Origin of the sequence: Kordia aestuariivivens (assembly GCF_014397005.1) — a bacterium.
Taxonomy (GTDB): Bacteria; Bacteroidota; Bacteroidia; order Flavobacteriales; family Flavobacteriaceae; genus Kordia; species Kordia aestuariivivens.
Map to the genome: position 1 here is coordinate 105,366 of NZ_JACGWS010000012.1, position 26,233 is coordinate 131,598.

Consider the following 26,233-nt stretch of genomic DNA (forward strand, 5'->3'; position numbering starts at 1 on the left):
TAAAAAAATAAATCATGGCAGAAAAAAATAGAACAGAGCTAAAAGCATATTTCGAAACAGGTGATCGTCCAACACAAGGTCATTTTATTGATCTCATTGACAGTGCAGTAAACAAATCGCAAGACAAAGCAAACTTAACGGAAGCTTTATCTACAAATGACACCAAATACATTACGCCAAAAACGGCAAATCATATTGTAGATAATGCAGTGCCAAACGCCACCATTTCTACCAAAGGAAAAGTAGAATTGGCAACGCTTACGGAAGTTACAGCTGGAACAGATTCCACAAGAGCTGTAACACCAGAAGGCGCAAAGCGAGCTGCAGAAGTGCATGCACCTGTAACAAGCGTTAACGGACAAACTGGAAGTATTGTTATTGGAAATGATAGTGGTTGGACAGTTCCCTTATTACAAAATGGGTTTTTAAATTATAATGCCAGCTGGTATGAAGCCGTTAGATATAGAAAAAAAGACGGCGTAGTTTATATGGAAGGACTTGTGAAAGCAGGTGCTACTAATGTGGTACTTTTTCAGTTACCTTCTGGGTTTAGACCGTCCAAAAGAATGATGTTAAGTAATATTAGCTATGATGCTACTGTTTATTCACCAGCTCGTATTGATATAACATCAGGAGGAAATGTTTACATAGTAACCGATCCTGGCGAATTTACAAGTTTATCTGGTCTTTCTTTTTTAGTTGATTAAAAAATAAGAAGGCATAAAAAAAGCGTCATATTTTATAGATATGACGCTTTTTTTAATTTAAAAAGTGAAGAAAGTCTATTTCTTTTTCTTTGTTTTAATAATAATAACACCATCTTTTCCTTTATCACCATACTTCTCAATAGCTGATTTCCCTTTTAAAACAGAAACACTTTCAATTTTATTGGGATCTAAATTATTCATCTTACTCTGTTTTACTTGCTTTCCATCAATAATGATAAGCGGTTTTTTATTATTAGAGTTATGAAAAACAATTTTATTATCTTCCTCTTTAATAATTTCTATTTCAACATCATCATCCTTTTTATCAGATGAATTTTTAAGAAAAATAAAGTTTGTGCCGTCTCCATTTTTAATCTCAATTTCTTCCTCAATAATTACGTCTAGAGGCAACTTTTTTCCGTTGACAATAATTACATCTTTTCCGTCTTCATTCTTAATATCAATTGTTTTGACATCCTTTTTCTGAACCCAAGTATTAGTTCCTTTTTTTCCATCTTTTGTCGTTACAAAGATTTTTTTGGCTTTTCCATCATCATCAGAATACTCAGATGTTACAGTATATGTATAGGTGTTTTTTCCTTTACCTTCGAATGCTTTCGATTTAATGAACAATTCATTATCGCGCTTTCCTAACTGAATTTCAGTAATTGCTTTGTCTTTGCCAGCTTTAAACTTTCCATTTGCTGCTTCCAAATCTTTTGAAGTCAATACAAGTCCAATACTACTAATTTCGCCTTTTGAATTAAAATCAAGATCATTATATTTAAACTTGATATCTTGAGAAGAAAACAACTTTTTATACGCTTTTAGCTCATCAACTGTTGTGTTTTTTGTAATAACAACGACCAAATCTCCAACAACTTCTTTTTCAATAAAAGTTTCTTCAACAGTTGAAGTTGTAGTGCTTACTTCTTTTGCAATGACTTCTGTATTAAACAGAAAAACAAACGCAATAAGCATTGGTAAAATTAAAATTTGTTTCCATCGATTCAGATGTTTTGATTGTGTTTTTTGTAACATAACTATTCGTTTTTTGATTAATGAATTATAAAAATTATTGGTTAATGCAGGACAATACGTATGCCCAGAAACTTTCAATAATGTAAGTTGATATTCTTTTTTTGAAGGTGTTTGTTTAATGGCGGCGCTATCTGCTAAAAACTCTAAATTTTGTAAAATATACTTTTTGTGTAACCATGCTAACGGATTGAACCAGAATAAAATACAATACAATTTTGCCACAAAAACATCTACAGAATGTAACTGTCTACTATGCGCTTGTTCATGTTTTAAAATTGCAGCCAACTCTGAATCAGAATACAACTCCGGATTGTACACGATATAATTAAAAAATGAAAAAGGTGAAAACGTAGACGTCGTTTCAATATAAATAAACTGTCCGTCTCTTTTGGAAACACTCGAAGTCCAAAGCAATTTGCATAAGGAAGCGAGTTCTATCAAAAACTTGCCAAAGAAAAATAATACGCCAGTTATGTAGGCATACAATAAAACTGTTGTCCAAGAAAGTGTAGCTTCTTCTGTTGCGTTTGTTCCTGCAATCGTAAATAGGTCCGTAGTCGTTGTCAGTGCCGGAGTTTCAATATATTTCGTAATGACCAAAAATGGCAACGCCAAAGAAATTAGCATGCCGCTTAACAAGAAAAAACGATTTCCAGTGAAGAATGTTTCTTTGCGAAGCAATAAAAAATACACCACTAAAAAGAGTAGGAGTACGCCTGAACTTTTTGCGAAAAATAAAAATAATCCGTCCATTACTGTTCTTTTTCAATAAGGTTAATAATCTCTTTCAAATCGTCTACACTGATCTTTTCTTCTTTTGCGAAAAAAGACACCACATTCTTATACGAATCATTAAAATAATGCTGAATTGCAGAATCCATATACTTTTTACGATAGGCTTCTTTTGTCACCACTGGATAATACTGATGTGTATTTCCATAAGCATTATGACTTACATATCCTTTCTCTTCTAAATTCCGAACAATAGTAGATAAGGTGTTATAATGAGGTTTTTTGGTTGTAATCTCTGCCATCACATCTTTTACAAAAGCCTTTTCAAGCTGCCAGATGATGTGCATTATTTCTTCTTCCTTATTGGTTAATTTTTGCATGATTCAAAATAAATTAAATAAACTTCGATATAATTTCAATACAAATATAAACTAAAAAAACAGTTGCACAACTATAAAAATAGTTAATCAACGAAATTTATAGTTTATTTAACACGAATTATGTGCTAGAAAATAGTGATGAAGGTTTGAATTACAATAAATATGAGCATTTTATTAATTTCAGCATAGCTATGACTACGGTTAAATTAAAAAATGCAGCGAAGCGAACATATTTGAAGTAATTCAGAGTTGTAATAGATTTTCTGGTGCTTAGTTCGTGTTTGAGATCTAAAAGGAAATAGTATCTTCGCAAAAAAAAATAGTAAATGGAAAACATAGCCTATGTAATTCTTGGATTAATACTATTGGTTGCTGGTGGAGAATTTCTAGTCAGAGCATCCGTAGGATTGTCTTTCAAATTGAACATATCTAAAATGATTATTGGTCTTACGGTAGTTTCGTTTGCTACTTCGGCACCCGAATTATTAGTAAGTGTAAACGCTGCATTAAACGATTCGCCAGCAATAGCAATCAACAATGTAATAGGTTCTAACATCGCCAACATTGGTTTGGTATTAGGAATTACAGCGATTATTGGACCGATTGCGGTCAACAATACATTTTACAAGCTGACATGGCCAGTATTAATGGTATTTTCATTACTCATCTATTATTTTTTATGGAATGATGATGTACTAACACTCTTAGAAGGAATCATCTTATTAGGGTGTTTGATACTATTTTTAGTCATTTTAATTCGCTCAGCACGAAAAGACAAAGATGTCATTGATATTGAAGAAATTAACGATGCCGCTGCCACAATATCCTATTTAAAAATCTTTAGTTGGTTAGCCATTGGTGGCGCAGCATTATATTTTGGTTCAGAATTTTTGGTTGACGGCGCAAAAGAAGTTGCACGTAATATGAACGTAAGTGAAGGTGTTATTTCCGTTACCATGATTGCTATTGGAACAAGTGTACCAGAATTGGCGGCGTCTGTCATTGCAGCTATCAAAAAGGAAAAAGCGATCTCATTAGGAAACCTTATTGGTTCCAACATATTTAATATTGGTTCCGTACTTGGATTAACATCAATCATTACTGAAATTCCAGTAGTAGAAGCTTCAATTCTTTCCAGAGATATCTTTTGGATGTTAGGTTTTTCCTTTGTACTCTTTCCATTAGCATTTATACCAAAGAAATTCGGAATAGAAAGGTATGAAGGTGTACTACTATTTTTAAGTTACATCTTCTTCATATACCTTGTTTTTTAAGAGAAGAAAAATAACAGCATAAAAAAAGAGCTTACAGAAATGTAAGCTCTTTTTAATATGTTTAATAAAATCGAAACTAGCTAATATTAGCCGATTTTACAGTCTTTATAATTCTACCTGCAATCTTATAAGGATCACCATTAGAAGCTGGTCTTCTATCTTCTAACCAACCTTTCCAGCCTTTCTCTACAGTAATAATTGGAATACGAATAGATGCACCTCTATCAGAAATACCGTAACTAAAATCATTAATAGAAGCTGTTTCATGATCTCCTGTTAAACGCTCATCATTAAATTCACCATATATTTCCATATGCTCATCAGTAACTGGTCTAAAAGCTTCACAAATTTTCTCATACGTTTCTTGAGAACCACATGTTCTTAAAGTCGTGTTAGAGAAGTTTGCGTGCATACCAGAACCATTCCAGTCACCTTTTATTGGTTTAGGATGGTATTCTATATAATAACCATGTTTTTCAGTCAATCTATCTAATAAGTAACGAGCAATCCAAATTTCATCTCCAGCTTTCTTTGCGCCTTTAGCAAATAATTGGAATTCCCATTGTCCTGGTGCAACTTCTTGGTTAATACCTTCAAAGTTAAGTCCAGCTTCAATACATAAATCCGCATGCTCTTCTACAATATCTCTTCCCCAAGTATATCTTCCACCTACAGAACAGTAATATTTTCCTTGTGGTCCAGGAAATCCTCCTCTTGGGAAACCTAATGGTAAATCTGTTTTGGTATCCATTAAGAAATATTCTTGTTCAAAACCAAACCAGAAATCACTATCATCATCATCAATAGCAGCTCTTGCGTTAGATTCGTGCGGTGTACCATCAGCGCTTAAAACTTCGGCCATTATCAAAAATCCATTTTTTCTTACTGGATCTGGAAAAATTGCTACAGGTTTTAATAAACAATCTGAAGCACCTCCAGATGCTTGTTCAGTAGATGAACCATCAAAAGACCAAACTTCACAATCTTCTAGTTTTCCATTAAAATCTTCTACGACTTTAGTCTTACTTCTCATGTTTTGAGTAGGCTTATGGCCATCTAACCATATATACTCTAATTTAAATTTTGCCATAATAATTGCTGTTCTTATTAATAATTACGTTTGCAAATATAATTTAATTTCAAGAACACCTATTTTAAATTAAGGTAAAATTTATGTAAATTATTAAATGTTTATTAACAACCCCTGTTTTTTTGGGGGTAAATAATTTTTTGATCAAAATATAGCCTAAAATTGATATATTTGTAAAAAATTAGAAAATTATGTCTACACTTAGATTTAATGCGTTAAAAGAAACATTAAACAGGAAGCCTGTTGAAATTGAAGAAAAAGGACGTCGTTCGGAATTATTCGGAAATAATGTATTCAATGAACATGCAATGTTGCAACATCTAACCAAAGATGCTTACAAGAGTGTAATGAATGCAATTGAATTTGGAACAAAAATCGATAGAAAGATTGCAGATCATATTTCTACAGGAATGAAAGAATGGGCTATCGGTAAAGGTGCAACACATTACACACACTGGTTTCAACCATTAACAGGTGCAACCGCAGAAAAACATGATGCGTTTTTTGAAACGATTGGTAACGGACGCGCTATGGAAAAATTTGGAGGCGGACAATTGGTACAGCAAGAACCAGATGCATCAAGTTTTCCAAACGGAGGCATTCGAAATACATTTGAAGCAAGAGGGTATACAGCTTGGGATCCTACATCACCCGCATTCATATATGGTACAACTTTATGTATTCCAACTATTTTTGTTGCATACACAGGAGAAGCACTAGACAACAAAGCACCATTATTAAGAGCATTACATGCCGTTGATACTGCAGCAACAGCCGTTTGTAAATACTTTGATAAAAACGTCACAAAAGTAAATGCATCTTTAGGATGGGAACAAGAATATTTCTTAATTGATTCTGCATTAGCATCCGCAAGACCAGATATTACCTTAACGGGAAGAACCTTATTAGGACATTCTCCTGCAAAAGGACAACAACTAGACGATCATTACTTTGGGTCTATTCCAAACCGTGTAATGAGTTATATGCGCGACTTAGAACAAGAATGTATGTTGTTGGGAATTCCTGTAAAAACACGTCACAACGAAGTTGCACCAAACCAGTTTGAGTTAGCACCAATCTTTGAAGAAGCAAACTTAGCGGTGGATCACAACTCCTTATTAATGGATGTGATGGAAAAAATAGCGCAACGTCATCAATTCAAAGTATTATTTCACGAAAAACCATTTGCAGGAATCAATGGTTCAGGAAAGCACAACAACTGGTCATTGGCAACAAATACAGGCGTCAACTTATTAAGTCCTGGAAAAACACCGATGAAGAACTTACAATTCTTAACGTTCTTTGTAAACACAATAAAAGCAGTTCATGACAATGAAGAATTGATCAGAGCTGCGATTGCAAGTGCTAGTAACGATCACCGTTTAGGAGCAAATGAAGCGCCGCCAGCAATTATTTCGGTATTCATCGGATCGCAATTATCTGCGGTGTTGGATGAATTAGAAAATGTAACCAAAGGAAAACTATCACCACAAGAAAAAACAGACTTAAAACTGAATATTGTCGGGAAGATTCCAGAAATATTATTAGACAATACAGATAGAAACCGAACGTCGCCATTTGCTTTCACAGGAAACAAATTTGAACTGCGCGCTGTCGGGTCTTGGTCAAACTGTGCAGGTCCAATGACGGTTTTAAATACAATCATCGCGAAGCAATTAAAAGACTTTAAAGTAGAAGTTGACAAATTAGTCGCTGAGAAAGATTTAAAGAAAGATGAAGCCGTTTTCAACATCTTAAGAGAATATATAAAAGATTCTAAAAAGATTCGTTTTGAAGGAAATGGGTATGGAGAAGCTTGGGAAAAAGAAGCGAAGAAACGCGGATTGAGCAATAACAAAACAACGCCAGAAGCATTAAAAGCACAAATTTCTCAGAAAGCATTCGATTTATATGAAGAAATGGACGTGATGAGCAAAATAGAAGTAGAAGCACGTCATGAGATTGAATTGGAAGAATACATATTACGTATTCAAATTGAAGGTCGCGTTTTGGGAGATATTGCTCGAAATCATGTAATTCCAACAGCCATTCGTTATCAAAATACATTGATTGAAAACGTAAGTGGATTGAAAGAAATCTTCGGAAATGACTTTAAAAAATTAGCCGCAGAGCAAATTGACTTAATCGAGAAAATTTCGGCGCATATCGCAGGAATCAACTCAAAAGTAAATGCAATGACTGACGAACGTAAAAAAGCAAACAAACTAGAAGGTCAAAAAGCAGCAGAAGCATATTGCAACAAAGTAAAACCATATTTTGAGGAAATTAGATATCACAGTGATAAATTAGAGTTATTGGTTGATGATGAGATTTGGCCATTAGTAAAATATAGAGAATTATTATTTACGAGATAGACGCGTTCCCGAGTAGGCGGGAATCTTTTAGATTGTTAGAATTTTAGACACACTACGCTTTTGGGAAGTATCTCAAAGACTAGATAGCGATGTCGTCAGTTCGAGTGGTTTTTCGCAGTGAAACGGAGAAAAATTGTATCGAGAAGTACTATGAAACGATATTTGAATTCTAGTAAATATCGATACAAATTCCGTATCAGAAATTTACTCGATCTGATGTATAATACCGAATCAACAAAAAACTAAAACTGTCAGTTCGAGCGCAGTCGAGAAAAAACTCAATAGCCATGGACATCCAAACCAAACGAACCAACTCATCAAATCCAGATTTCATAAATTTGGTCAAAGAACTCGATGCTTTTCTAACCATTCGCAACGGAGAAAGTGACGAATTTTTCAGTCAGTTCAATGGATTGGAAGATCTAGATAATGTCATTGTAATTTATTTGGAAGATGAACCCATCGGTTGCGGCGCGATCAAAAAGTACGCTGCGGAAACTGTTGAGGTAAAGCGTATGTATGTGCAAGAAAAATACCAAGGGAAAAACTTAGGAGTTCTCATTCTAAATGCATTGGAAATTTGGGCAAAAGAACTCGGAAATACACGTTGCATCCTAGAAACCGGAACCATGTTACCCGAAGCGATTCGTTTCTACGAAAAAAACAACTATCAACGCATACCAAACTACGATCAATACATTGGTGTGGAAGAAAGTGTTTGTTTTGAGAAGCGATTGTGAACGAGTTAAACATTTTGAAAAATATGATAAGTGATAAAAATCTTACTTTTTACTTTGATTTTATGTAAGATTCTCCTAGTTTTAACGGTAATTAAAGCTGTGTGTAAAAAGCAAGTTTAGTTACAATAGAAATATATGGAATTCTGTATATATATACGTTGTGCTGCATTATAAAAAAACTACGAGAATAGATGTATATAAATTTCCACAAATTCAATTATTTAACCATTCCTCAATCTGAAAAAGGTAGATATGAAGATAGAGATAAAGAGGCTTACAAAGAAGTTCTTAAAGATTGGTTTAATTCTAATATCGATAATTTTGTTAATAGAAAATGGGAAATTGAAGAAATCCACTATCTAAAAGAAATAAGCGACTTTATAAAGTTAATTAGAGAATCGGAAAGTCTTTACGAATTAGGGTTTTATACAGGTTGTACGGCTTTAATAGGAGTTTCAGCTGAGGATTTTTCAAAATACATTTCAATAAAGAACAATAAACATAATCATATAACTGACACATATAACTCTGGGAGACGAAGAGGACAAACCTATGATGTTAGCCAGTACGATAGATTAAAAATGCAATTGAGCGAATCTTTGATTGACCAAAACACTTATGATTTACTTGATGAAATTCGTGGAATAAGAAATAATTGTCTTCACTTTAATCAAAGTTTTAAGCAAAAATCGCAGAACGAGTTAAAAGAAGATTGTCTAAAAGTCCTTAATAATCTCAAATCGATTTTGAAAAACAACATAGGAACGAATCCAAACCCAAACGATGTAAAAGAATTAATGGACGAATTATTTAAGAGCGAAAATCATAGAAGTTTCGAGGAGCTTATCTGGAAACAAAAGAATATGTTCTCGCATTTGCTTAAAATACCGATGACGCAAGATCCAAATGTAAAGCAAGTTATAAAAGCAAATTTCTTCAAGGTAACAGACTTAGATGATGAGGAAATAGAATTTAGAGAATTTGGTTCTGAATTGGTTGTCTGGGTAGATATTGACGATAATGGAAAAAAATTAATCGATAAAAATGAGATCTCAAAGGAAAATAATGTTTGGGCGGAAATATATTCAAATGTTGCCGAAGATGGACAAACTCGATTATGGTATTTAAATGACATTGCGAAAATAACGTAGCATAACATTATATATAAAAAATAGAACAAGTCATTGCAAAATCAATGATTTGGACATTTTTGAAAATTCAGCTTGTCTATAACCCGAAAAGATATCGCTTATTTTCAGTGCTACTTTTCATATACGTGACCATTATGTACAATTTAACCAACCGCTTCGGGTAAGATGAAAATCTATAAAAATAGAAAGAAAAAAGTTGAGATTCTTACAGTTAAAGAATGGTTTGAGCATTGCCCACCTACGAACCAAAAAAAGCAATGGGTTGATAAACGTAGTGCCAAAGAAATGGCTAAATTTTGGACTGATAATCAGAAACGAGATGATTTTCAGCTATATTTAAAAAAAGTTAGTAAAGAATTAGTTTTTAATTATGCTTTACCTGAAATATCAACCGAATTTGACGATTATAGAAGTCCAAGAAAAACCGACTTATGCATTTTTGCAAAGAACAGAAATAGAAAAGTTTTAATTTCTATCGAAGGCAAAGCGGATGAACACTTTGGAGAAAATTATATTGATAAAGAATGGATTTTAAGTATCAATGCGAAAATCAAAAATAAAAAATCAAGAAAATTAGATAGAATAATAGAATTGTACAAAAGATTCAATAGCGATTCTGAATTCATCAATTTAAGATATCAACTTACATATTGGCTTGCTGGTTCAATTGATGAGGCTATCAGAAATGAAATTGATACTGTTTTTTTAATAGTTCAAGAATTTCATAGTGATATTACAAGTAAAAAGAAGATTGACGCAAATAAAGAAGATTTAGATTATTTTATAAATTTTATTACAAATTCTTCTCATAAAAGAATTAATAAAAATGAACTAATTGGTCCTATAAAGAATCTATTTACGAAACAGATAAATTTGTACATCGGGAAATTTCAAACATATATTGAATAAAAAACAACTGTTAATATCAATTCCCCTGCTTTCTCTTATGTTCTTGATAACCATCCGAAATCTTCTGTGCTCTCGCTTTTAAATCACTTTGAACAGCTTGCGGCAACGACTTTAAATCAATAATGCTAATATCAATCTTAAACAGAATATCAAAAGCTAGTTTAGGATTCATCGTATGCAAACTATGAAAATAATCGGTCATTTTTTGAGTCAAAGCTGCTCCAGATAAATTTTTACTTTCTCGCGTATACAGCGAATTAAAATATTCTTTCACGCACTTGGCATCATTCTTACAAGCTAAAATTCCATTCTTTTGTTCATCAGAAAAACTAGTGACGGCTGTTGTGTTTGAACTTGAAGCTGAATTTGAAGTTGAAGATGAAGTTGAGGTTGAATTTGAACTTGAAGTTGAGGTTGTTGTTGCTGTCGATTGGAACTTCCCATTCACCCAATTTCCAGCATTGTAGCTGTCTTTCGTAAAATACTGAACGCCTTGTCCATGTTGTTTTCCGTTTTGGTAATAGCCCATATAATAATCATATTCAGATCGTGTATAGGTTCCTAGTCCGTGATAATTTCCATTGTAAAATTCACCGATATAATCGCCACCAGATTTAAAATAGAGCATGCCAAAACCATTTCTTTTGCCATTTTTAAACGTTCCCAAATAGGTTGAATTTCCGTACTCATAAATTCCAACACCATTGCTACAATTCCCAACAACACAGGTTTTTGAATTGTTATATTGAAGCTCTTTTTTAGAAATTACTTCTCCGTTTCTGTAATTCAATTGATAGGTTTTCTTAGTTTTAGAATCATTATAAAAACCAATATTTTTAGACTTATCTGTGAAAATCATCAAGTTGTCACCATTATATTCATACGCAAATCCTTCTTGGTCTAGGAATGAACCTTTAAAAACCGAGAATGAACTTTTCTTGTCATTTTTTCCTGCTGTATGCATCGGACCATATACTTTTCCGTCCTTAAAAAAACCACTTGCTGTTTTTCCGTCTTTAAATTCTTTCTCTCCGTAGCCATCTTTGCAATCGCCTTTTACACATTCGCCTGTAAAATATTCTGAATATTCATCCAAACTATTAGCCAATTGTTGCGCGCTATCTGTCATGTTTCCAGAAGAAGTATTTGTATAATCTCGAAGCAATGTAACAGGATATACGGTATACGATTTTGCAGTTCTGTAATTTGTTAAAACGACTTTTTCGGGATGTTTCTCACCTTTAAAAAACACATCTTTATTATTGGATGTATACTCAAAGACTTGCGTCTTGCTAATATAAGTTCCATCATTCAGAAACACATGTACGCCACCTTTCGGAATTCTATACCAAAAACCGTTTTCGGTAGCAACCGTCATTTTTTTAGCTTCAATTATGGAGTTAATTGGTTGCGATTCAAAATTTTCTAAAAGGAATAATTCATTTGTATTTGCGCTGTAAAACAAAAGATGATCGCCCATACGTGCATTTTTCCCAGTAGTAACTCTTTGGTTTCCGATAAAAAAAGTGAAATTATCAGCGTCCACTTTTTTCCAAGTAGCAGCTCCTGAAAGTGAGGTATTGGCTGATTGACGAATTTTTGCTCGTAGCGAAATAAGTTCAGTAGTAACGTCATCAATATTTGTTGTTCCGGTAACTTCACCGTTACTATATGTGATTTTACGCAATCTCGGATTCGGAAAACTTTGGATTTTTTTTGCATAACTCAAATCTAAAAGCGATAAAGAAATCGTCCAATTTCCATACTTATCATACAAATAGACATAGTTTCTCTTTGTAACAGTATTGGTGTTTTTTGATGTTTCTACAAAAGTTTCCACTTCGCCATTTGAATTGTATGTATAATTCGTAATTCCAAAAGCAGATTCAGACGTAACTAACTGATTTTTGGCATCGTAGGTGTAAATTGTTTCAGAAGGTTCGTTGCTGTTATAATTTGTAACAATCTTATCAACTAATTTTTTATTCAAATAAAATTTTTGAAAAATAAGTCCACTAGAAATATAACCATAATCTGTTTTTTTGAACGTTTGTTTAGAACTATTAGATTTTCCTTCATAAATCTTTATATACCTAAACGTTCCATTAGCATCATAGGTAAAAGTATTTGTGTATTTAAAAGTAGGACTCTTATAATTATACGTCAATAAGCTTTCTTGTTGATTGTAGAAGTATCTTTCTGTTGATGTCTGATCTCTATAAATAATAGAATTAGAAGTAATTCTTTTATTCTCGGTGTCAAAATTCCACACTTTCGTTCTTTCTAAAGTAGTACTAATTTCTTGCGAACCTCTTTTTTTTCGTTGATCAAACTGTTTCTCATTAATCAATTTTGGAATTACAGCTCCTTTACCGATCTTCAAATTAAAATCAGTAACCAAATCTGTATTTGGTATACCTAAAATCTCTTTTTGAGTTTTTACTTCTTGTGAAAAAGAAAACGTAGCAAATAATCCAAAGAAAACAATGAAAAGACAATTCATGAGAAATGTATTTAAGTTATAAAACAAATATGCTGAATAATCAAAAACGAGAACATACGACATTCATCGTATATTTATGTGATGATAAATTCTTGTGTTTAGACGAAAAAATTATCTTTGCAGCACAACAACACAACTATGAGTCAAGAAGTATCAAAACGGTATGCAATGCGAGGCGTTTCGGCATCGAAAGAAGATGTACACAATGCCATCAAAAACATTGATAAAGGTTTATTTCCACAAGCGTTCTGTAAAATTGTTCCTGATTATCTCACGAATGATGAAGAATATTGCTTAATCATGCATGCAGATGGCGCTGGAACAAAATCATCATTAGCGTATATGTATTGGAAAGAAACAGGCGATTTGTCAGTTTGGAAAGGCATAGCGCAAGATGCATTAATCATGAATATTGACGACTTATTATGTGTTGGCGCAACGGATAACATTATGTTATCATCTACCATTGGAAGAAACAAAAATGCAATTCCAGGTGAAGTGATTTCGGCAATCATCAACGGAAGTGAAGAACTTATCAAAGAACTCAAAGAATTTGATGTTACGATTCATTCCACAGGTGGCGAAACGGCTGATGTGGGTGATTTAGTACGAACAATCATTGTAGATTCTACGGTAACGGCACGCATGAAACGCAAAGACGTGATTGACAACGCAAACATAAAAGCGGGCGATGTCATTGTTGGTTTGGCTTCTTTTGGTCAAGCAAGTTATGAGAAATCATATAACGGCGGAATGGGAAGCAACGGATTAACATCTGCGCGTCATGATGTTTTTGATAAATATCTTGCCGAAAAATATCCTGAAAGTTTTGACAATGCAGTGCCAAGTGATCTAGTGTATTCTGGAAAAACGAAGTTGACAGATGCTGTGGCAGATTCGCCAATTGACGCTGGAAAATTAGTCTTATCTCCAACGCGAACGTACGCACCAATCATTAAAAATATCTTAGATAAATACACTTCTGAAGACATTCATGGAATGGTGCATTGTAGTGGTGGCGCGCAAACCAAAATATTACACTTCGTGGAAAACTTACATATTATCAAAAACAATATGTTTGAAATTCCACCACTTTTCAAACTCATTCAAGAGCAATCGAATACCGATTGGAAAGAAATGTATCAAGTCTTCAACTGCGGACATCGTATGGAAATATACGTTTCTCCAGAAGTTGCAGAAGATATCATTGCCATTTCAAAATCATACAATGTTGACGCACAAATTGTCGGTCGCGTAGAAACTTCAGACAGTAAAAAGCTGACGATTTCTAGTGAATATGGGATATTTGAGTATAACTAACCAGCTTCTAGCTATTGGCTGTTAGCTTTTGGTGAAAAACTAGTTGTGCGTCACCTTGAACTTGATTCAAGGTCACATAAAATAGCTAAATAACTACGCTTTAACAAAGTGCTCAATTTCTACACTTGAGTACAATATTTTTTACTCAAAAGCAGAGAACAAGCGTTCTTGAGCAGAGAATCTGTGCTCTTGAGTAGAAATCATACGTTCGTAAGCTCAGTAATTACAAGGGTTTTGAAAGTATACTTTTTATTCATTACGTCTTTGCGAGGTGAGCCGAAGCAATCTGTTTCAAAGAAAACTCAAACTTCATTCACAAACAGACAAACTCATTTCAAACACTACTTTAACCTGAGTTCGATATAAAATTTAAAAGATGCTTTCTTCTTTTCCGCAGTATAGCAGGGATTTTTCGTTAAGAATTTTTGAAGCCTTGGAGAAAATTTAGAAAAATTCATGCGGTTTTAGTTTTTCAAAAAAAGAAAAACTAAAAATACCTCTGGAAAAGCGCACTTTCTTTTGTTTCTTTTCTTTGTGCGAGCAAAGAAAATGAAAGTGAAAATATGATTTTCATCATTTTAATCCTTATATATTAAATGTTGACTAAATTTTATTTGAATGAAGCTTATGTCTAACTCACGTCACTTTATTTAAAGAAATGTATTACATTTGGTTGTAAGCTAATCAATTATGACCGAAAACGAAATAAAAAAACTTCAAGAGGAAAACGAGCGTTTAAAAAAAATAAGACCTAAAAGCAATAACGAAAAACTTTTAATTGGAATCATAGTAGGTGCTTTTGTTGGCTTTGTGGTGATTTGGGGATTGAATATAGCTTCAGATTATCAAAAAGAAGTCTATCTAATTTTCATATCTATCTTTATTTTCATTGCTATTTTGTTTTTAGGAACGGTTTGGTTTAGAAATCGGATCATAAAAAAGTTCTTTGGAAAAGATGTAGACTTTGATAACATTATTGAAGAATCTCAAAGTACGTTAAACATCGTCTCAGAAAAAGTAGTGCAAACGCTTCCCATAGAAAGTACTGACAAAGAAAAGATGAAGCTATATGCACCACGAATTATTAGCTTTCTATTGTGGTCCAATTATCGAAATTGGGCGTTGCGTGTCATGTTAACTTTTATTGCCGGTTGCAGCGGTTTAGTGGTCACGATGTTAACCCTGAACCAGAATAAACTTTTTGAAAGCCAAAACAAGAAAATGGATCAACAAACCCAATTGGTGGAAGCTTCAAGACGCTCAACTCAAATGTTTATTATGGGAGAAGTTTTAAGTGATCTTAATACTGAATTAAAAGACCCATTAAATAAAAAAGATACCTTATCAAATACGTTGGTCGGACGTATCATAAGTCTTTCTCGCTCCATGAAACCTTATAAATATCTTCAATCATATCGAGAAGGAGGATATTCAGATAGTTTAGCGTTTACCAAAATCATAAGCCCAGAAAGGGGACAATTATTAATTACGTTGCTAAGAAGTAAGATAGATAGTGTTTTTTTTAGAAAAAACATTTTAGGGCGGAATAATTCAAACTTCAGCTATGCAGAACTTAACAATGCAAATTTGGGAAAAGCGAATTTACCTAAAACGAATTTAGCGTATGTGAATTTGTCTTTTGCGAATTTGAGTGACGCGAATTTGCCTTTTGCGAATTTGAGTGATGCGAATTTGTCTTTTGCGAATTTGAGTAATGCGGAATTAGGTAATGCGAATTTGACTTATGCGGATTTGAGTAATGCGGAATTAGGCAATGCAAATTTGACTTTTGCAGATTTGAGTAATGCGAATTTAAGGAGTGCAGATTTGAGAGGTGCTAATTTGAGTAATACGAATTTAAGAAGTACAGATTTGACAAACGTAAAATCTTTAGACAGAACAAAAGTAGACAGATACGATTGGTTAACCTTTATCAGAGATAGTTTAAAGCTCAAAGGATCAGAAAAAATATATAATGAATATAGGGTAGATAGTACTCATAGATCTTATTATTATATAAATAAAGAAATTAAAGAAATAATGAAACCTATACTCATTCGTAAAAAATAGAGCGTTATTCCGTTTCTGTTTTTGCGATACAATTGTCATTTCTTATTTTTAGACTTAGACTCCGCTTAGTGTACGTTGAACGTCAAGCTGAACTTGATTCAGCTTCCCATAAAGTTGAGTTTTATATGTGATTCTGAGTCAAGCCCAGAATGACGAACTGAATACTGAGACTATTCCAAACCCTTCAATTTCCCTGTATCCGCAAAACTTGAAAAATCACGTAATAACAACTTCAATTTCGGATTAATATACTGTTCACAAAATGGTTTTGTTGGCTTGGAATAATAATAATTTGTAAAATCATTTTGCGAAGGTTTAAATGCTACAAATGGTAATATTTGCGTGATGATAGTTGAATCAAAACCATCTTGAAGTTCAGAAAGAATATCTTCAATAATTTCTTCTTGTATATCCTCAAAAAAATAAACGGCCGAACGATATTTCTTCCGCATGGAATGTTGTACAGTAGATTTATGCGTCCGCAGATGAATCTCTGTGAGAATTTTTAATGGAATGACATTTGCATCAAACGCTACAATGACGGCTTCTGAAAATGTGTTGTTCACTTCCGTAGATTGTACCCAACCTTGTGCCACATCATGCACACCAATCAACGATTGAAAAACCGCTTCGGTGCACCAATGACAGCCGCCACCAAAGGCAATTTTTTCCAATTGAAGTGTTGCTTTTATTTTCATAATACTGGATGCATTCCACACAAAAATAGAACAAAAAAGTAAAATAGTTGCTTAACGTGAGTTCGATGTAAGAAATCGTTACATAAACCCGAAATACAATAAAATCAACACTTTATCAACTTCGAGCGCAGTCGAGAAGCTAAAGAACACGACTGTTTTTATTGAACCTCGACTGCGCTCGATTTGACATTTGTCTTAAAATGCTGAAAAACAAAATAATAAAAGTAAAGTTGTATCGTACTCACGTTGCCTAAATACACATAAAAAAGAGATCGTGAATTTTTTAGAAGAATATATAAAACACTACATTATTTTTAGTAAATTGAAAACATTCTAAGAAAAAGGAAAATTAAAAAATTAAAAAAATGTATCGTAAACTTACCATACTATGTTTGGCAATAATTCCGGTTGTACTTTATAACTGTACAACCAATACGCTTGATGAAGGCGATGTAGAAGACTTACCGCCAATTGTTGAAACTGTTACGTATGATGATGATGTAGCAGCTATCATCACAACGAATTGTGTCACTTGTCATAGCGGACCCAATGCAAACGCAGGTTTGCAATTAACAGGCTATGCAAATGTGAGAGCCGCAGCAGAACAAGGAAATTTGGTCAATCGGATCAATAACTCTGCAAATCCTATGCCGCCAACGGGACAATTGCCACCCGAAACACGCCAAATCATTGATCAATGGATTATTGACGGCTACCTTGAAAATTAAACCTCAAAAAATAACAATATGCAAAAAATACTAGTACTGTGTTTACTCTTTGTAGTGGGAACGGTTTCCGCGCAAAAGTATTACACAAAAACAGGAGAAACAGATTTCAAAGCTTCCGTAGATGCTTTTGAACCTGTAGAAGCAAAAAGCAATAGTACCACTTCAATTTTAAAAGTAGATACAGGCGATTTAGCAGCGTTATTATTCATGAAGTCGTTTCACTTTAAAGTGGCGTTGATGGAAGAACATTTCAACGAAAACTACATGGATTCGGATAAATTCCCGAAAGCTACTTTTAAAGGGAAATTGAAAGATTTTAACATGTCTGATCTATCAGCTACCGCGAAAGAATACAAACTTTCAGGAACACTAACAGTTCGCGGAAAAGCAAAAGAGATTGAAACCACCGCAATGATTTCTAAAGACGGCGACAAAATTGTCATCAAATCATTCTTCACAGTAAAACCACAAGACTTTGATATTGATATACCAAGTATTGTAAGAGATAAAATCGCAAAAGAAATTAACGTAACACTAAACTATGAGCTTGTCGAAAAAAAGTAAATTCCTTATCGGATTAGTCCTAATTATTGCCGTTTCTGCGTATGCAGGATACAAATACGCTTATGCGCCACATACTGCTATTACTGACATGGAAGTAGCTTTTGAAGGTACAGCAATTGAATTTTTAGAAAAAATAAAAGAAAATCCTGAAAGTTGGACACAAGGAGAAAAAGTAATAAAACTTGTAGGAGTCATTACGGCAACAGACGAAAAGGGAATTTCGCTAAACGAAAGTATCTATTTTCAATTAGCAGAAGGAACGTCTACGAGTGAACTCTTTGAAAACCAAAAATTAAAAATCATGGGTAGAATCATTGGATATGATGACTTAATGGAAGAGTTAAAACTCGATAAAGCAATCGTTATCCAAAAATAATTCTACGATCAAACGTTAAACGAACCAACCGAAATGAAACATTATTACATACTTGTACTATTCTCAATATTTAGTGTGGGATTATTGCATGCTCAAGACGATTTGCTAGACGAATTAGAAGATGAAGCTGTACCACAAACCTTTGAATCACCTGCATTCAAAGCGATGAAGATTGGAAACTTACAATCGACAAAAGTGGCAGCAAAAGGCGATTTCTACCTTTATGTTTCACACAGATTTGGAACATTAGACGATGGATTGTCTACTTTTTTCGGATTTGACAATGCAAACACTAAAATACAATTGGTCTACGGACTTTTAGATGGTTGGCAATTTGGAATCAGCAGAGAATCGTTGCGACAAACGTACGCGCTTTCTACGAAGATGAAATTGAAAAATCAATCTGATAGTTTTCCAGTAAACCTTGTCGGATATGCTACCGTGAATATCAACACGCAAGTGCGAAAAGACCGTTTTCCATTCTTAACTTTTGACGATCGATTGAGTTATACAACGCAATTATTAGTTTCAAGAAGATTCAGTAATAGCTTTTCTCTTGAATTAGCACCTTCGTATGTACGTCAAAACTTAACGCTAGAAGCTGCTCAGAAACACGATCAATTTGCCATGGGCGCAGGTGGACGTTTAAAAGTAAGCAAGCGTATGTCAATCAACATGGATTATGTATATAATTTTAGCAGAGCAGACAACTCTCAATTCAAAAATCCATTGACAATTGGTGTCGATATTGAAACTGGCGGACACGTATTTCAATTATTATTCTCCAATGCACAATCAACCAATGAACCTGGCTTTATCAGCAATGCTGAAGGCGATTGGGGCGATGGTGATATCTTTTTTGGATTCAATATTGTACGAGTATTCTAAATACAAGAAACACCTAAAAATACAAAAGGCTTTCATGTATTTGAAAGCCTTTCTTTTTAGTATACTATAAAGTGTGTTCTTAGTAGCAATAAACTCCTGGAGGACATACTGAATGTGAATTACATAAAAGCGTTGCAGGTGGGCAACCATTTGTTGGGCATGCACCTGTTTGTGGTGGACAACCGTCAGTGTATACTGGGCAACCATTTGTTTCTCCTCCACAGCCAAAATCTGAAAAACATGGCTCAGCAGTTCCTGTCCAAGACTGGAATCCTCCTGTTACACTATTAGATTCTAATGAAGCTACTCTTGACTTTTTCAAGCCTAATTTCCCTAAAGTTACTTTCTTTTTTTTCATGATATATAAGTTTTTGGTTAAGGCACAAAAGTAAAGAATATATAAGTAAACTATATATGGATAATCCGTAATAAAAGTAATGTTTGCAATAAAAAAACTGCATCGTTTTCTATTGAAAATGATGCAGTTATAAGACATTCTATGTGTTTTGAGAACTATCGCTATTGCGTTTCACAATCATGTGACTCAGGACATGGATCTCCATTTCCGAGAGAAGTACAGTCACTAGGTGATCGAAATCCACCTTTTATAACTTCTTTTAATGATGAAATGCTTCTTTTGTTCAACTGTAATGTACTTAAATTTCTTTTTTTCATGTGTGGTATTTTATATGGTTAATTAATAGTCTTAAAAATACAATTAATAAGTAAAATAAAACCTATAATTATTGAAGAAAATAACGTTTCTCCATAATAAAAGAAATGTTGTCATAAACAAAACTGCATCATTTTCAATAGAAAATGATGCAGTTAAAAAATAATGTGTGTAGTCTATGAACTAGTGTTCTTGCGTTTCACAATTACAATAGGTTTCGTCACATTCTCCATTTCCGTAAGAAGAACAATCACTATCTAGTGGCGTACGAAGCCCACCTTTTACAATTTCTTTTAAAGATGAAATACTAATTTTGTTTAATTTTAAACTGTTTATACCTCTTTTTTTCATGTGTGGTAATTTTATATGGTTAATTAATAGTACTAAAAATACAATTAAAATGTGAGATAAGTCAAGAAGATATCGTTGAAAATTACTTTTTTAACGAAAGTGTTTTAGAACTCACACAGAAAATCTAAAACAATCAATAAAAATTGTAAATTTGCAAACCTGAAAAGAAGAAGTTCTATGTTAGATAAATTACAGATAGTAAAACAACGTTTTGATGAGGTGAATGATTTAATTATTCAACCAGACATCATTTCAGACCAAAAAAGATACGTACAGCTCAATAAAGAATATAAAGATCTTAAAATACTCGTGGAAAAACGCGACGTATACAAAGAGCTCTTGGACAATATTGCGGAGGCAGAAGAAATCATTGCAGATGGAAGTGATGCAGAAATGACCGAAATGGCAAAGATGCAATTAGAAGAAGCAAAAGATGAATTGCCAAAGCTTGAAGATGAAATTAAACTCTTATTGATTCCAAAAGATCCAGAAGATAGTAAAAACATTGTCATGGAAGTACGTGCAGGAACCGGAGGAGATGAAGCAAGTATTTTTGCAGGTGATTTACACCGTATGTACACAAAATACTGTGAAGGTCGCGGTTGGAATGTAAGTATCGTAGATTATAGCGAAGGAACTTCGGGAGGATTCAAAGAAATTATTTTTGAAGTTTCAGGTGATGATGTTTATGGAACCATGAAGTTTGAAGCTGGAGTGCATCGTGTACAACGTGTACCACAAACAGAAACACAAGGACGTGTACATACAAGTGCAGCAACAGTAATGGTATTGCCAGAAGCAGAAGAGTTTGATGTAGAATTAGATATGAAAGATGTTCGTATAGAAAGAACAACATCTACTGGTCCTGGAGGACAATCGGTAAACACAACCTATTCTGCAATTCGTTTACATCATGCACCATCAGGATTAGTGGTAAGCTGTCAAGATCAAAAATCGTCACATAAAAATTTAGAAAAAGCATTAAAAGTATTGCGTTCTAGATTATACGATAAAGAATTAGAGAAAAAACTAGCAGCAGATTCTGTTCGCCGTAAAAGTATGGTGTCTTCTGGAGATAGAAGTGCTAAGATTAGAACCTATAACTATTCGCAAGGACGTGTTACAGATCACAGAATTGGATTAACACTATACGATTTATCAAACATCATGAATGGAGATATTCAAAAAATACTCGACGAATTAATGCTAGTTGAAAACACTGAAAAGCTGAAAGAAGCTAGCGAAATAATGTAATTTAGGTCTTAGGTCTTAGGTCTTAGGTCTTAGGTCTTAGGTTTGATATAATTATAAATAAATGCGAGATTTTAGAAAACTTGATGTTTGGAAAAGCGCAATTGACCTTGTGGCTGATGTCTATGAAATATTAGAGCAACTTCCAGATGTAGAAAAATTTGGGTTACGTTCTCAAATTTCAAGAGCAGTCGTGTCAATTCCTTCAAATATAGCCGAAGGTTCTGCAAAAGATTCTCAAAAGGATTTCGCTCGATTTTTAAAAATAGGTTTGGGATCGGCTTTTGAAATAGAAACACAGTTTGTTATTTGCATGCGACTTTCTTATATTTCTGATGAAGATGGTACGCTTATTATTGAAAAGATACAGACACTTCAAAAAAGGATCAATTCATTGGTTAAGTACGTTAAGACCCAATACCCAAAAACCTAAAACCCAATACCTAAAAACCAACTAATGACCACCACACAACTAATCGCCGAAATTCATAGAAAAAAATCCTTTCTCTGTATTGGACTTGATGTTGATTTGCAAAAAATCCCGAAGCATTTACTAGAAACGGACGATCCAATATTTGAGTTCAACAAAGCAATTATTGACACTACACATCATTTGGCAGTTGCGTACAAACCAAATACTGCATTTTACGAAGCGTACGGAATCAAAGGTTGGCGAGCGTTGGAAAAAACGATTCAGTACCTCAATACCAATCATCCTGAAATCTTTACCATTGCAGATGCCAAACGTGGCGATATCGGAAATACATCAAGCATGTATGCAAAAGCTTTCTTTGAAGACTTAGCATTCGATTCGGTCACTGTGGCTCCATACATGGGAAAAGATTCCGTAGAACCTTTCTTAGCATTTGAAGGAAAACATACAATTTTGTTAGCCTTAACATCAAATGAAGGTGCGTATGACTTTCAAACGAAATTAATAGACAATAAAGAAGTTTACAAACATGTGTTAGAAACTTCTAAAGGTTGGAAAAACAGTGAAAATTTAATGTATGTTGTAGGCGCGACCAAAGCTTCTTTCTTAGGAGAAATTAGAAAAATTATTCCGGAAAGTTTTTTATTAGTTCCTGGTGTTGGCGCTCAAGGCGGAAACTTGCAAGACGTTTGCAACTACGGAATGACCAAAGATGTTGGACTTTTAATCAATTCGTCTAGAGGAATTATTTATGCTTCAAATCAAGAAAATTTTGCTTCGGCTGCAGCCGAAAAAGCGGCAGAGTTACAAACACAAATGGCAGAAATTTTAGCACAATAAATCGTTTTCTATTCAATATGGAATTTACAGATCAGATGCAGCGAACGTTTACGTTGGAAACTACGCCAAAACGAATTGTTTCCTTAGTGCCTTCACAAACTGAATTGCTATACGATTTGGGTTTAGAAGACAGTATTGTTGGTATTACAAAATTCTGTGTACATCCATATCATTTAAAAAGCACGAAGACCATTGTTGGCGGAACAAAAAACATCAAGCTGGCTAAAATTATCGCGTTGCAGCCAGATATTATTCTGTGTAACAAAGAAGAAAACACCAAAGAAATTGTTGAGGAACTAGAAAAATTATATCCAGTACATGTTTCTGATATACAAAATATTGACGAATCGCTGGAAATGATCACGCAGTACGGAACAATTTTTAAGTGCAATACAGAAGCTTCTAAAATCAACGATAAAATTCGATTTCACTTAAAAGATTTTCAAGAGTTTGTTAAAGATATTCCTGTGCAAAAAGTTGCGTATTTTATCTGGCGAAAGCCATGGATGGCAGCAGGAAAAGATACATTTATCAATTACTTATTGAAGCTTTGTAAATTTGAAAACATATACGAATCACACGGAAGGTATCCAGAAGTTGAGATCAAAAAGATTCGTTTGCAAGGCGATCCAGCAATTGTAATGTTATCTTCAGAACCATATCCGTTTAAGTCAGCACATGCTTTTGAACTCGGACGACATACGCATCATGCGAAAACTGTTTTTGTAGATGGTGAATATTTTAGTTGGTATGGCTCGCGACTTTCTAAAGCTTTTGCTTATTTCAAGCAACTTCACAAAAGTCTCTAAACAAGAAAAATCGGGCAATGAGACCCGATTTAATTTCTTTAACTAACCCAAAAATGTTGTATGGAGTATTACAACACTGCAAATATATGTCGAAAACTAGATTTTGTATGTTAAGAGAATATTAGAAATATATTAAAGAATTGCTAAAATTTAATGTAACTATCCTTTGAGAACTTTTTTAGCTTTTGCATCTAAAGTTCTTCCTGGAGAATCTTTTAATGCAAATTCCATGTATGCTTTAAAAACGGCATACAATTGAGCATCTTTCCCTGTACCACTTTTACTAGAACCTGATCCATGTCCTAACATTGGAGGTTGCAATCCTAATTTTTCAGCAGCTTGAACTAGCGTAGTTTGTGTCTTATCACAATATGTCCAACAATGATCTTTCATAGCTTTATCATCGTCCCAGCCACCTGGAACAGGCTTATACATTTTTGGTTTGCTAGGTTTCTTAGCTTTTTTTCCCCCTTTTTTTCCGAGTTGTGTTACTTTTTGTTCAAGGAGTTGTAGTGATTTTAGCTGTAAAGTTTTAGTTGGTCTTTTATCAACGAATTGAAATGGTGTATTTGTAGTCGCTTTTTTCGCAATTGAATTTGCAACCGACTGCTGTTTATTTTTTGACTCTTTCTTCAATTGATAATCCATTACACTGCCTTTTAAAATTAATTTCATAGAAATGTAAAGAATAATTCATCAAAAAGTTAGAAAATAAAGGATAAAGTTAGTCGCTGTCTACGATTTGTATATGGATGCGTTTTTCTGGAGGTAATGGCCCTAACCAAATAACTGATGATTGCGTACCAACAACTTCTTGCCCAAGCCGCAAAGCAGCATCTTGTGACACTTCATGTTACCCATGTTGGGGTTAAATGTTAGCGAACTTCGGTTCGCTTTTTAACAATTGATTAACGATGTGTTCCTGCTTTTCACGCTATATTGTAATTAACTAACTAATTTATTTAACGATGAAAAAATTACTTTTTGTATTAGCCGTTTTCATTTCAATGACTGTAAATGCACAACAAGATACTTGTGCATGTTGTACTGAAAATCATCAAGCATTTGATTTTTGGGTTGGCACTTGGAATGTGACCAACACAGATGGAACACCCGCCGGAAAAAATATAATTACAAAAATTGAAGATGAATGTGTCCTTCGTGAGAATTGGACAAGTGCTAAGGGAGGTTATACAGGAACAAGTTATAATTTTTACAATGCACAAAAAAAGCAATGGGAACAAATTTGGATTGACAATAAAGGTGGAAGTTTACACTTAAAAGGCAATAGAGTAGGGAATGAGATGATTTTACAAAGTGATGAGGTTACTTCTCCAAAAGGGCAAAAATATGTAAACAGAGTCACTTGGACATTGAACGAAAATGGTTCGGTACGTCAACATTGGGAAACTTCTGGTGATCAAAAAACATGGGCGACAGTTTTTGATGGTTTATATGTGAAAGAAAAATAGGTGTCAAACATCGCAACTTTTCATTCTTCTCAAAACGCTTTTAGATGATTTTGTAAAACTTGATCTAACAAGAGCATTTTACTTAGTGTTACCATATTCTTCTTCATAAGTTTTAGATAAATCTTACATACTATAGTTTTCTTAATTACCTATAATTCACTGAATTGTCAGATAGTTGATTAGTGTTTGCTTACTTCTTGAGCTACATTTGTTTCATCATTAATTCTAAAATATATCAAAATGAAAAAAAAGAATCTTAAGTCGTTATTACTAAATAAAAAAGCGATCTCTTCGCTGAATGGAAAAAATATACGTGGTGGAGACATAAATATTTCAAAACTTATAGGTTGTGTTACAGGTCCTTGTCCTCCTTATCAAATAACCGATGATTGTGTGCCATCAACTTCTTGTCCACCACATACTGAGTCATGTTACCCATGTTGGGATTAAATGTTAGCGAACTTCGGTTCGCTTTTTTTATAACTAGATTTTCGAAAGAAAAATAAAATTACAGACAAAAGAAATCGCCCAGAAAATTTTTCCAGGCGATTTCAAACATGATATATAACTACTAAATTATATATTCCCTTTTAATAAGTTGCAGACTGTTTAGCAAGGAAAGAGGCAAGATAAAATTGCTCTAGTTGCTGTTGGATTACAACCATCGGTACAGTTATTACTTCCACAATCGTTTGTGTTGCAATTTTCGGTAATATCGCATCCATCAACAACTCCTGTAAGGATACATTGCGGATTTGTAGATTCACGACCAGCGCCTTTAGCGTTTAGTGTGTTCAACTCTGCAATTCTTGATTTTGTCAAGCTTAACTTGTTCAATCCTAATTTTTGCTTTTTCAT

27 protein-coding genes are annotated in these 26,233 nt (G+C 33.7%); 17 read left to right on the forward strand and 10 right to left on the reverse strand.

What is annotated here, in order from left to right; genetic code table 11:
• Positions 1–14: 14 nt before the first annotated feature.
• Positions 15–707: a hypothetical protein gene (locus H2O64_RS17985; RefSeq protein ID WP_187563690.1), complete on the forward strand. Its 693-nt coding sequence runs from the start codon at positions 15–17 to the stop codon at positions 705–707.
• A 75-nt stretch (positions 708–782) separates the two neighbouring features.
• On the opposite strand, the gene H2O64_RS17990 is transcribed toward H2O64_RS17985, so the two are convergent.
• Both H2O64_RS17990 and H2O64_RS17995 read right to left on the reverse strand, forming a co-directional pair.
• Positions 783–2,501, reverse strand: coding sequence for a M56 family metallopeptidase (locus H2O64_RS17990; RefSeq protein WP_187563605.1), 1,719 nt, complete (start codon positions 2,499–2,501; stop codon positions 783–785).
• Complete coding sequence (locus H2O64_RS17995; protein ID WP_187563606.1) at positions 2,501–2,860, reverse strand: BlaI/MecI/CopY family transcriptional regulator; 360 nt, start codon at positions 2,858–2,860, stop codon at positions 2,501–2,503. The genes H2O64_RS17990 and H2O64_RS17995 overlap by 1 nt, the downstream gene beginning before the upstream one ends.
• 326 nt (positions 2,861–3,186) lie before the next feature.
• On the opposite strand from H2O64_RS17995, the gene H2O64_RS18000 reads away from it, so the two are divergent.
• Positions 3,187–4,134, forward strand: coding sequence for a calcium/sodium antiporter (locus H2O64_RS18000; RefSeq protein ID WP_187563607.1), 948 nt, complete (start codon positions 3,187–3,189; stop codon positions 4,132–4,134).
• 76 nt (positions 4,135–4,210) lie between these two features.
• Here H2O64_RS18000 and H2O64_RS18005 read toward each other — a convergent pair whose 3' ends face one another.
• Positions 4,211–5,224: a glutamine synthetase beta-grasp domain-containing protein gene (locus H2O64_RS18005; RefSeq protein WP_187563608.1), complete on the reverse strand. Its 1,014-nt coding sequence runs from the start codon at positions 5,222–5,224 to the stop codon at positions 4,211–4,213.
• 191 nt (positions 5,225–5,415) lie between these two features.
• On the opposite strand from H2O64_RS18005, the gene H2O64_RS18010 reads away from it, so the two are divergent.
• The 4 genes from H2O64_RS18010 (at position 5,416) to H2O64_RS18025 (ending at position 10,399) form a co-directional block, all read left to right on the forward strand.
• On the forward strand, positions 5,416–7,599 hold the full coding sequence (locus H2O64_RS18010; RefSeq protein WP_187563609.1) for a glutamine synthetase III family protein: 2,184 nt from the start codon (positions 5,416–5,418) through the stop codon (positions 7,597–7,599).
• A 287-nt stretch (positions 7,600–7,886) separates the two neighbouring features.
• Positions 7,887–8,339, forward strand: coding sequence for a GNAT family N-acetyltransferase (locus H2O64_RS18015; protein ID WP_187563610.1), 453 nt, complete (start codon positions 7,887–7,889; stop codon positions 8,337–8,339).
• Between the two features lie 191 nt (positions 8,340–8,530).
• Entirely contained in the window at positions 8,531–9,490 is a 960-nt protein-coding gene (locus H2O64_RS18020) for a hypothetical protein (RefSeq protein ID WP_187563611.1), read from the forward strand.
• A gap of 165 nt (positions 9,491–9,655) precedes the next feature.
• The gene (locus H2O64_RS18025; protein WP_187563612.1) at positions 9,656–10,399 is read left to right on the forward strand and encodes a DUF6946 family protein; all 744 of its coding nucleotides are present in this window, start codon (positions 9,656–9,658) and stop codon (positions 10,397–10,399) included.
• A 16-nt stretch (positions 10,400–10,415) separates the two neighbouring features.
• Here the strand turns inward: H2O64_RS18025 and H2O64_RS18030 are convergent, their stop codons facing one another.
• The gene (locus tag H2O64_RS18030) at positions 10,416–12,902 is read right to left on the reverse strand and encodes an MORN repeat-containing protein (protein WP_187563613.1); all 2,487 of its coding nucleotides are present in this window, start codon (positions 12,900–12,902) and stop codon (positions 10,416–10,418) included.
• Positions 12,903–13,040: 138 nt separating this feature from the next.
• On the opposite strand from H2O64_RS18030, the gene H2O64_RS18035 reads away from it, so the two are divergent.
• Both H2O64_RS18035 and H2O64_RS18040 read left to right on the forward strand, forming a co-directional pair.
• A complete protein-coding gene (locus H2O64_RS18035; protein WP_187563614.1) occupies positions 13,041–14,222 on the forward strand; it encodes an AIR synthase related protein in 1,182 nt (393 codons plus the stop codon).
• A gap of 690 nt (positions 14,223–14,912) precedes the next feature.
• Positions 14,913–16,292 (forward strand): pentapeptide repeat-containing protein, encoded by a 1,380-nt coding sequence (locus H2O64_RS18040; RefSeq protein ID WP_187563615.1) that lies wholly within the window; start codon positions 14,913–14,915, stop codon positions 16,290–16,292.
• Positions 16,293–16,462: 170 nt separating this feature from the next.
• Here H2O64_RS18040 and H2O64_RS18045 read toward each other — a convergent pair whose 3' ends face one another.
• Complete coding sequence (locus tag H2O64_RS18045; RefSeq protein WP_187563616.1) at positions 16,463–16,990, reverse strand: peptide-methionine (S)-S-oxide reductase; 528 nt, start codon at positions 16,988–16,990, stop codon at positions 16,463–16,465.
• Between the two features lie 365 nt (positions 16,991–17,355).
• Here H2O64_RS18045 and H2O64_RS18050 point away from each other — a divergent pair, with 365 nt between their 5' ends.
• From H2O64_RS18050 to H2O64_RS18065, 4 genes are read left to right on the forward strand one after another with little or no spacing between them, the layout of a single operon-like run.
• Positions 17,356–17,718 (forward strand): c-type cytochrome, encoded by a 363-nt coding sequence (locus H2O64_RS18050; RefSeq protein WP_187563617.1) that lies wholly within the window; start codon positions 17,356–17,358, stop codon positions 17,716–17,718.
• An 18-nt stretch (positions 17,719–17,736) separates the two neighbouring features.
• Positions 17,737–18,282, forward strand: coding sequence for a YceI family protein (locus tag H2O64_RS18055; protein ID WP_187563618.1), 546 nt, complete (start codon positions 17,737–17,739; stop codon positions 18,280–18,282).
• Entirely contained in the window at positions 18,260–18,658 is a 399-nt protein-coding gene (locus H2O64_RS18060; protein WP_187563619.1) for a hypothetical protein, read from the forward strand. The genes H2O64_RS18055 and H2O64_RS18060 overlap by 23 nt, the downstream gene beginning before the upstream one ends.
• 33 nt (positions 18,659–18,691) lie before the next feature.
• A complete protein-coding gene (locus H2O64_RS18065; RefSeq protein ID WP_187563620.1) occupies positions 18,692–19,546 on the forward strand; it encodes a DUF5777 family beta-barrel protein in 855 nt (284 codons plus the stop codon).
• A gap of 79 nt (positions 19,547–19,625) precedes the next feature.
• Here the strand turns inward: H2O64_RS18065 and H2O64_RS18070 are convergent, their stop codons facing one another.
• From H2O64_RS18070 to H2O64_RS18080, 3 genes are all read right to left on the reverse strand, one after another.
• Entirely contained in the window at positions 19,626–19,904 is a 279-nt protein-coding gene (locus H2O64_RS18070; protein ID WP_187563621.1) for a hypothetical protein, read from the reverse strand.
• Positions 19,905–20,065: 161 nt separating this feature from the next.
• A complete protein-coding gene (locus tag H2O64_RS18075) occupies positions 20,066–20,221 on the reverse strand; it encodes a hypothetical protein (protein WP_187563622.1) in 156 nt (51 codons plus the stop codon).
• Between the two features lie 181 nt (positions 20,222–20,402).
• A complete protein-coding gene (locus H2O64_RS18080) occupies positions 20,403–20,570 on the reverse strand; it encodes a hypothetical protein (protein ID WP_187563623.1) in 168 nt (55 codons plus the stop codon).
• A gap of 177 nt (positions 20,571–20,747) precedes the next feature.
• On the opposite strand from H2O64_RS18080, the gene prfA reads away from it, so the two are divergent.
• The 4 genes from prfA (at position 20,748) to H2O64_RS18100 (ending at position 23,903) form a co-directional block, all read left to right on the forward strand.
• Positions 20,748–21,824 (forward strand): peptide chain release factor 1, encoded by a 1,077-nt coding sequence (gene prfA / locus H2O64_RS18085; RefSeq protein ID WP_187563624.1) that lies wholly within the window; start codon positions 20,748–20,750, stop codon positions 21,822–21,824.
• 61 nt (positions 21,825–21,885) lie between these two features.
• Complete coding sequence (locus H2O64_RS18090; protein ID WP_187563625.1) at positions 21,886–22,254, forward strand: four helix bundle protein; 369 nt, start codon at positions 21,886–21,888, stop codon at positions 22,252–22,254.
• Positions 22,255–22,278: 24 nt separating this feature from the next.
• A complete protein-coding gene (gene pyrF / locus H2O64_RS18095) occupies positions 22,279–23,094 on the forward strand; it encodes an orotidine-5'-phosphate decarboxylase (protein WP_187563626.1) in 816 nt (271 codons plus the stop codon).
• A 17-nt stretch (positions 23,095–23,111) separates the two neighbouring features.
• Positions 23,112–23,903 (forward strand): ABC transporter substrate-binding protein, encoded by a 792-nt coding sequence (locus tag H2O64_RS18100; protein ID WP_187563627.1) that lies wholly within the window; start codon positions 23,112–23,114, stop codon positions 23,901–23,903.
• A 159-nt stretch (positions 23,904–24,062) separates the two neighbouring features.
• Here the strand turns inward: H2O64_RS18100 and H2O64_RS18105 are convergent, their stop codons facing one another.
• Positions 24,063–24,578 carry a hypothetical protein gene (locus H2O64_RS18105; protein ID WP_187563628.1) on the reverse strand — a complete coding sequence of 172 codons (516 nt, stop codon included), beginning with the start codon at positions 24,576–24,578 and terminating at the stop codon, positions 24,063–24,065.
• Positions 24,579–24,871: 293 nt separating this feature from the next.
• On the opposite strand from H2O64_RS18105, the gene H2O64_RS18110 reads away from it, so the two are divergent.
• On the forward strand, positions 24,872–25,375 hold the full coding sequence (locus tag H2O64_RS18110; protein WP_187563629.1) for a hypothetical protein: 504 nt from the start codon (positions 24,872–24,874) through the stop codon (positions 25,373–25,375).
• A gap of 609 nt (positions 25,376–25,984) precedes the next feature.
• Here H2O64_RS18110 and H2O64_RS18115 read toward each other — a convergent pair.
• Positions 25,985–26,233 carry a hypothetical protein gene (locus tag H2O64_RS18115; RefSeq protein WP_187563630.1) on the reverse strand — a complete coding sequence of 83 codons (249 nt, stop codon included), beginning with the start codon at positions 26,231–26,233 and terminating at the stop codon, positions 25,985–25,987.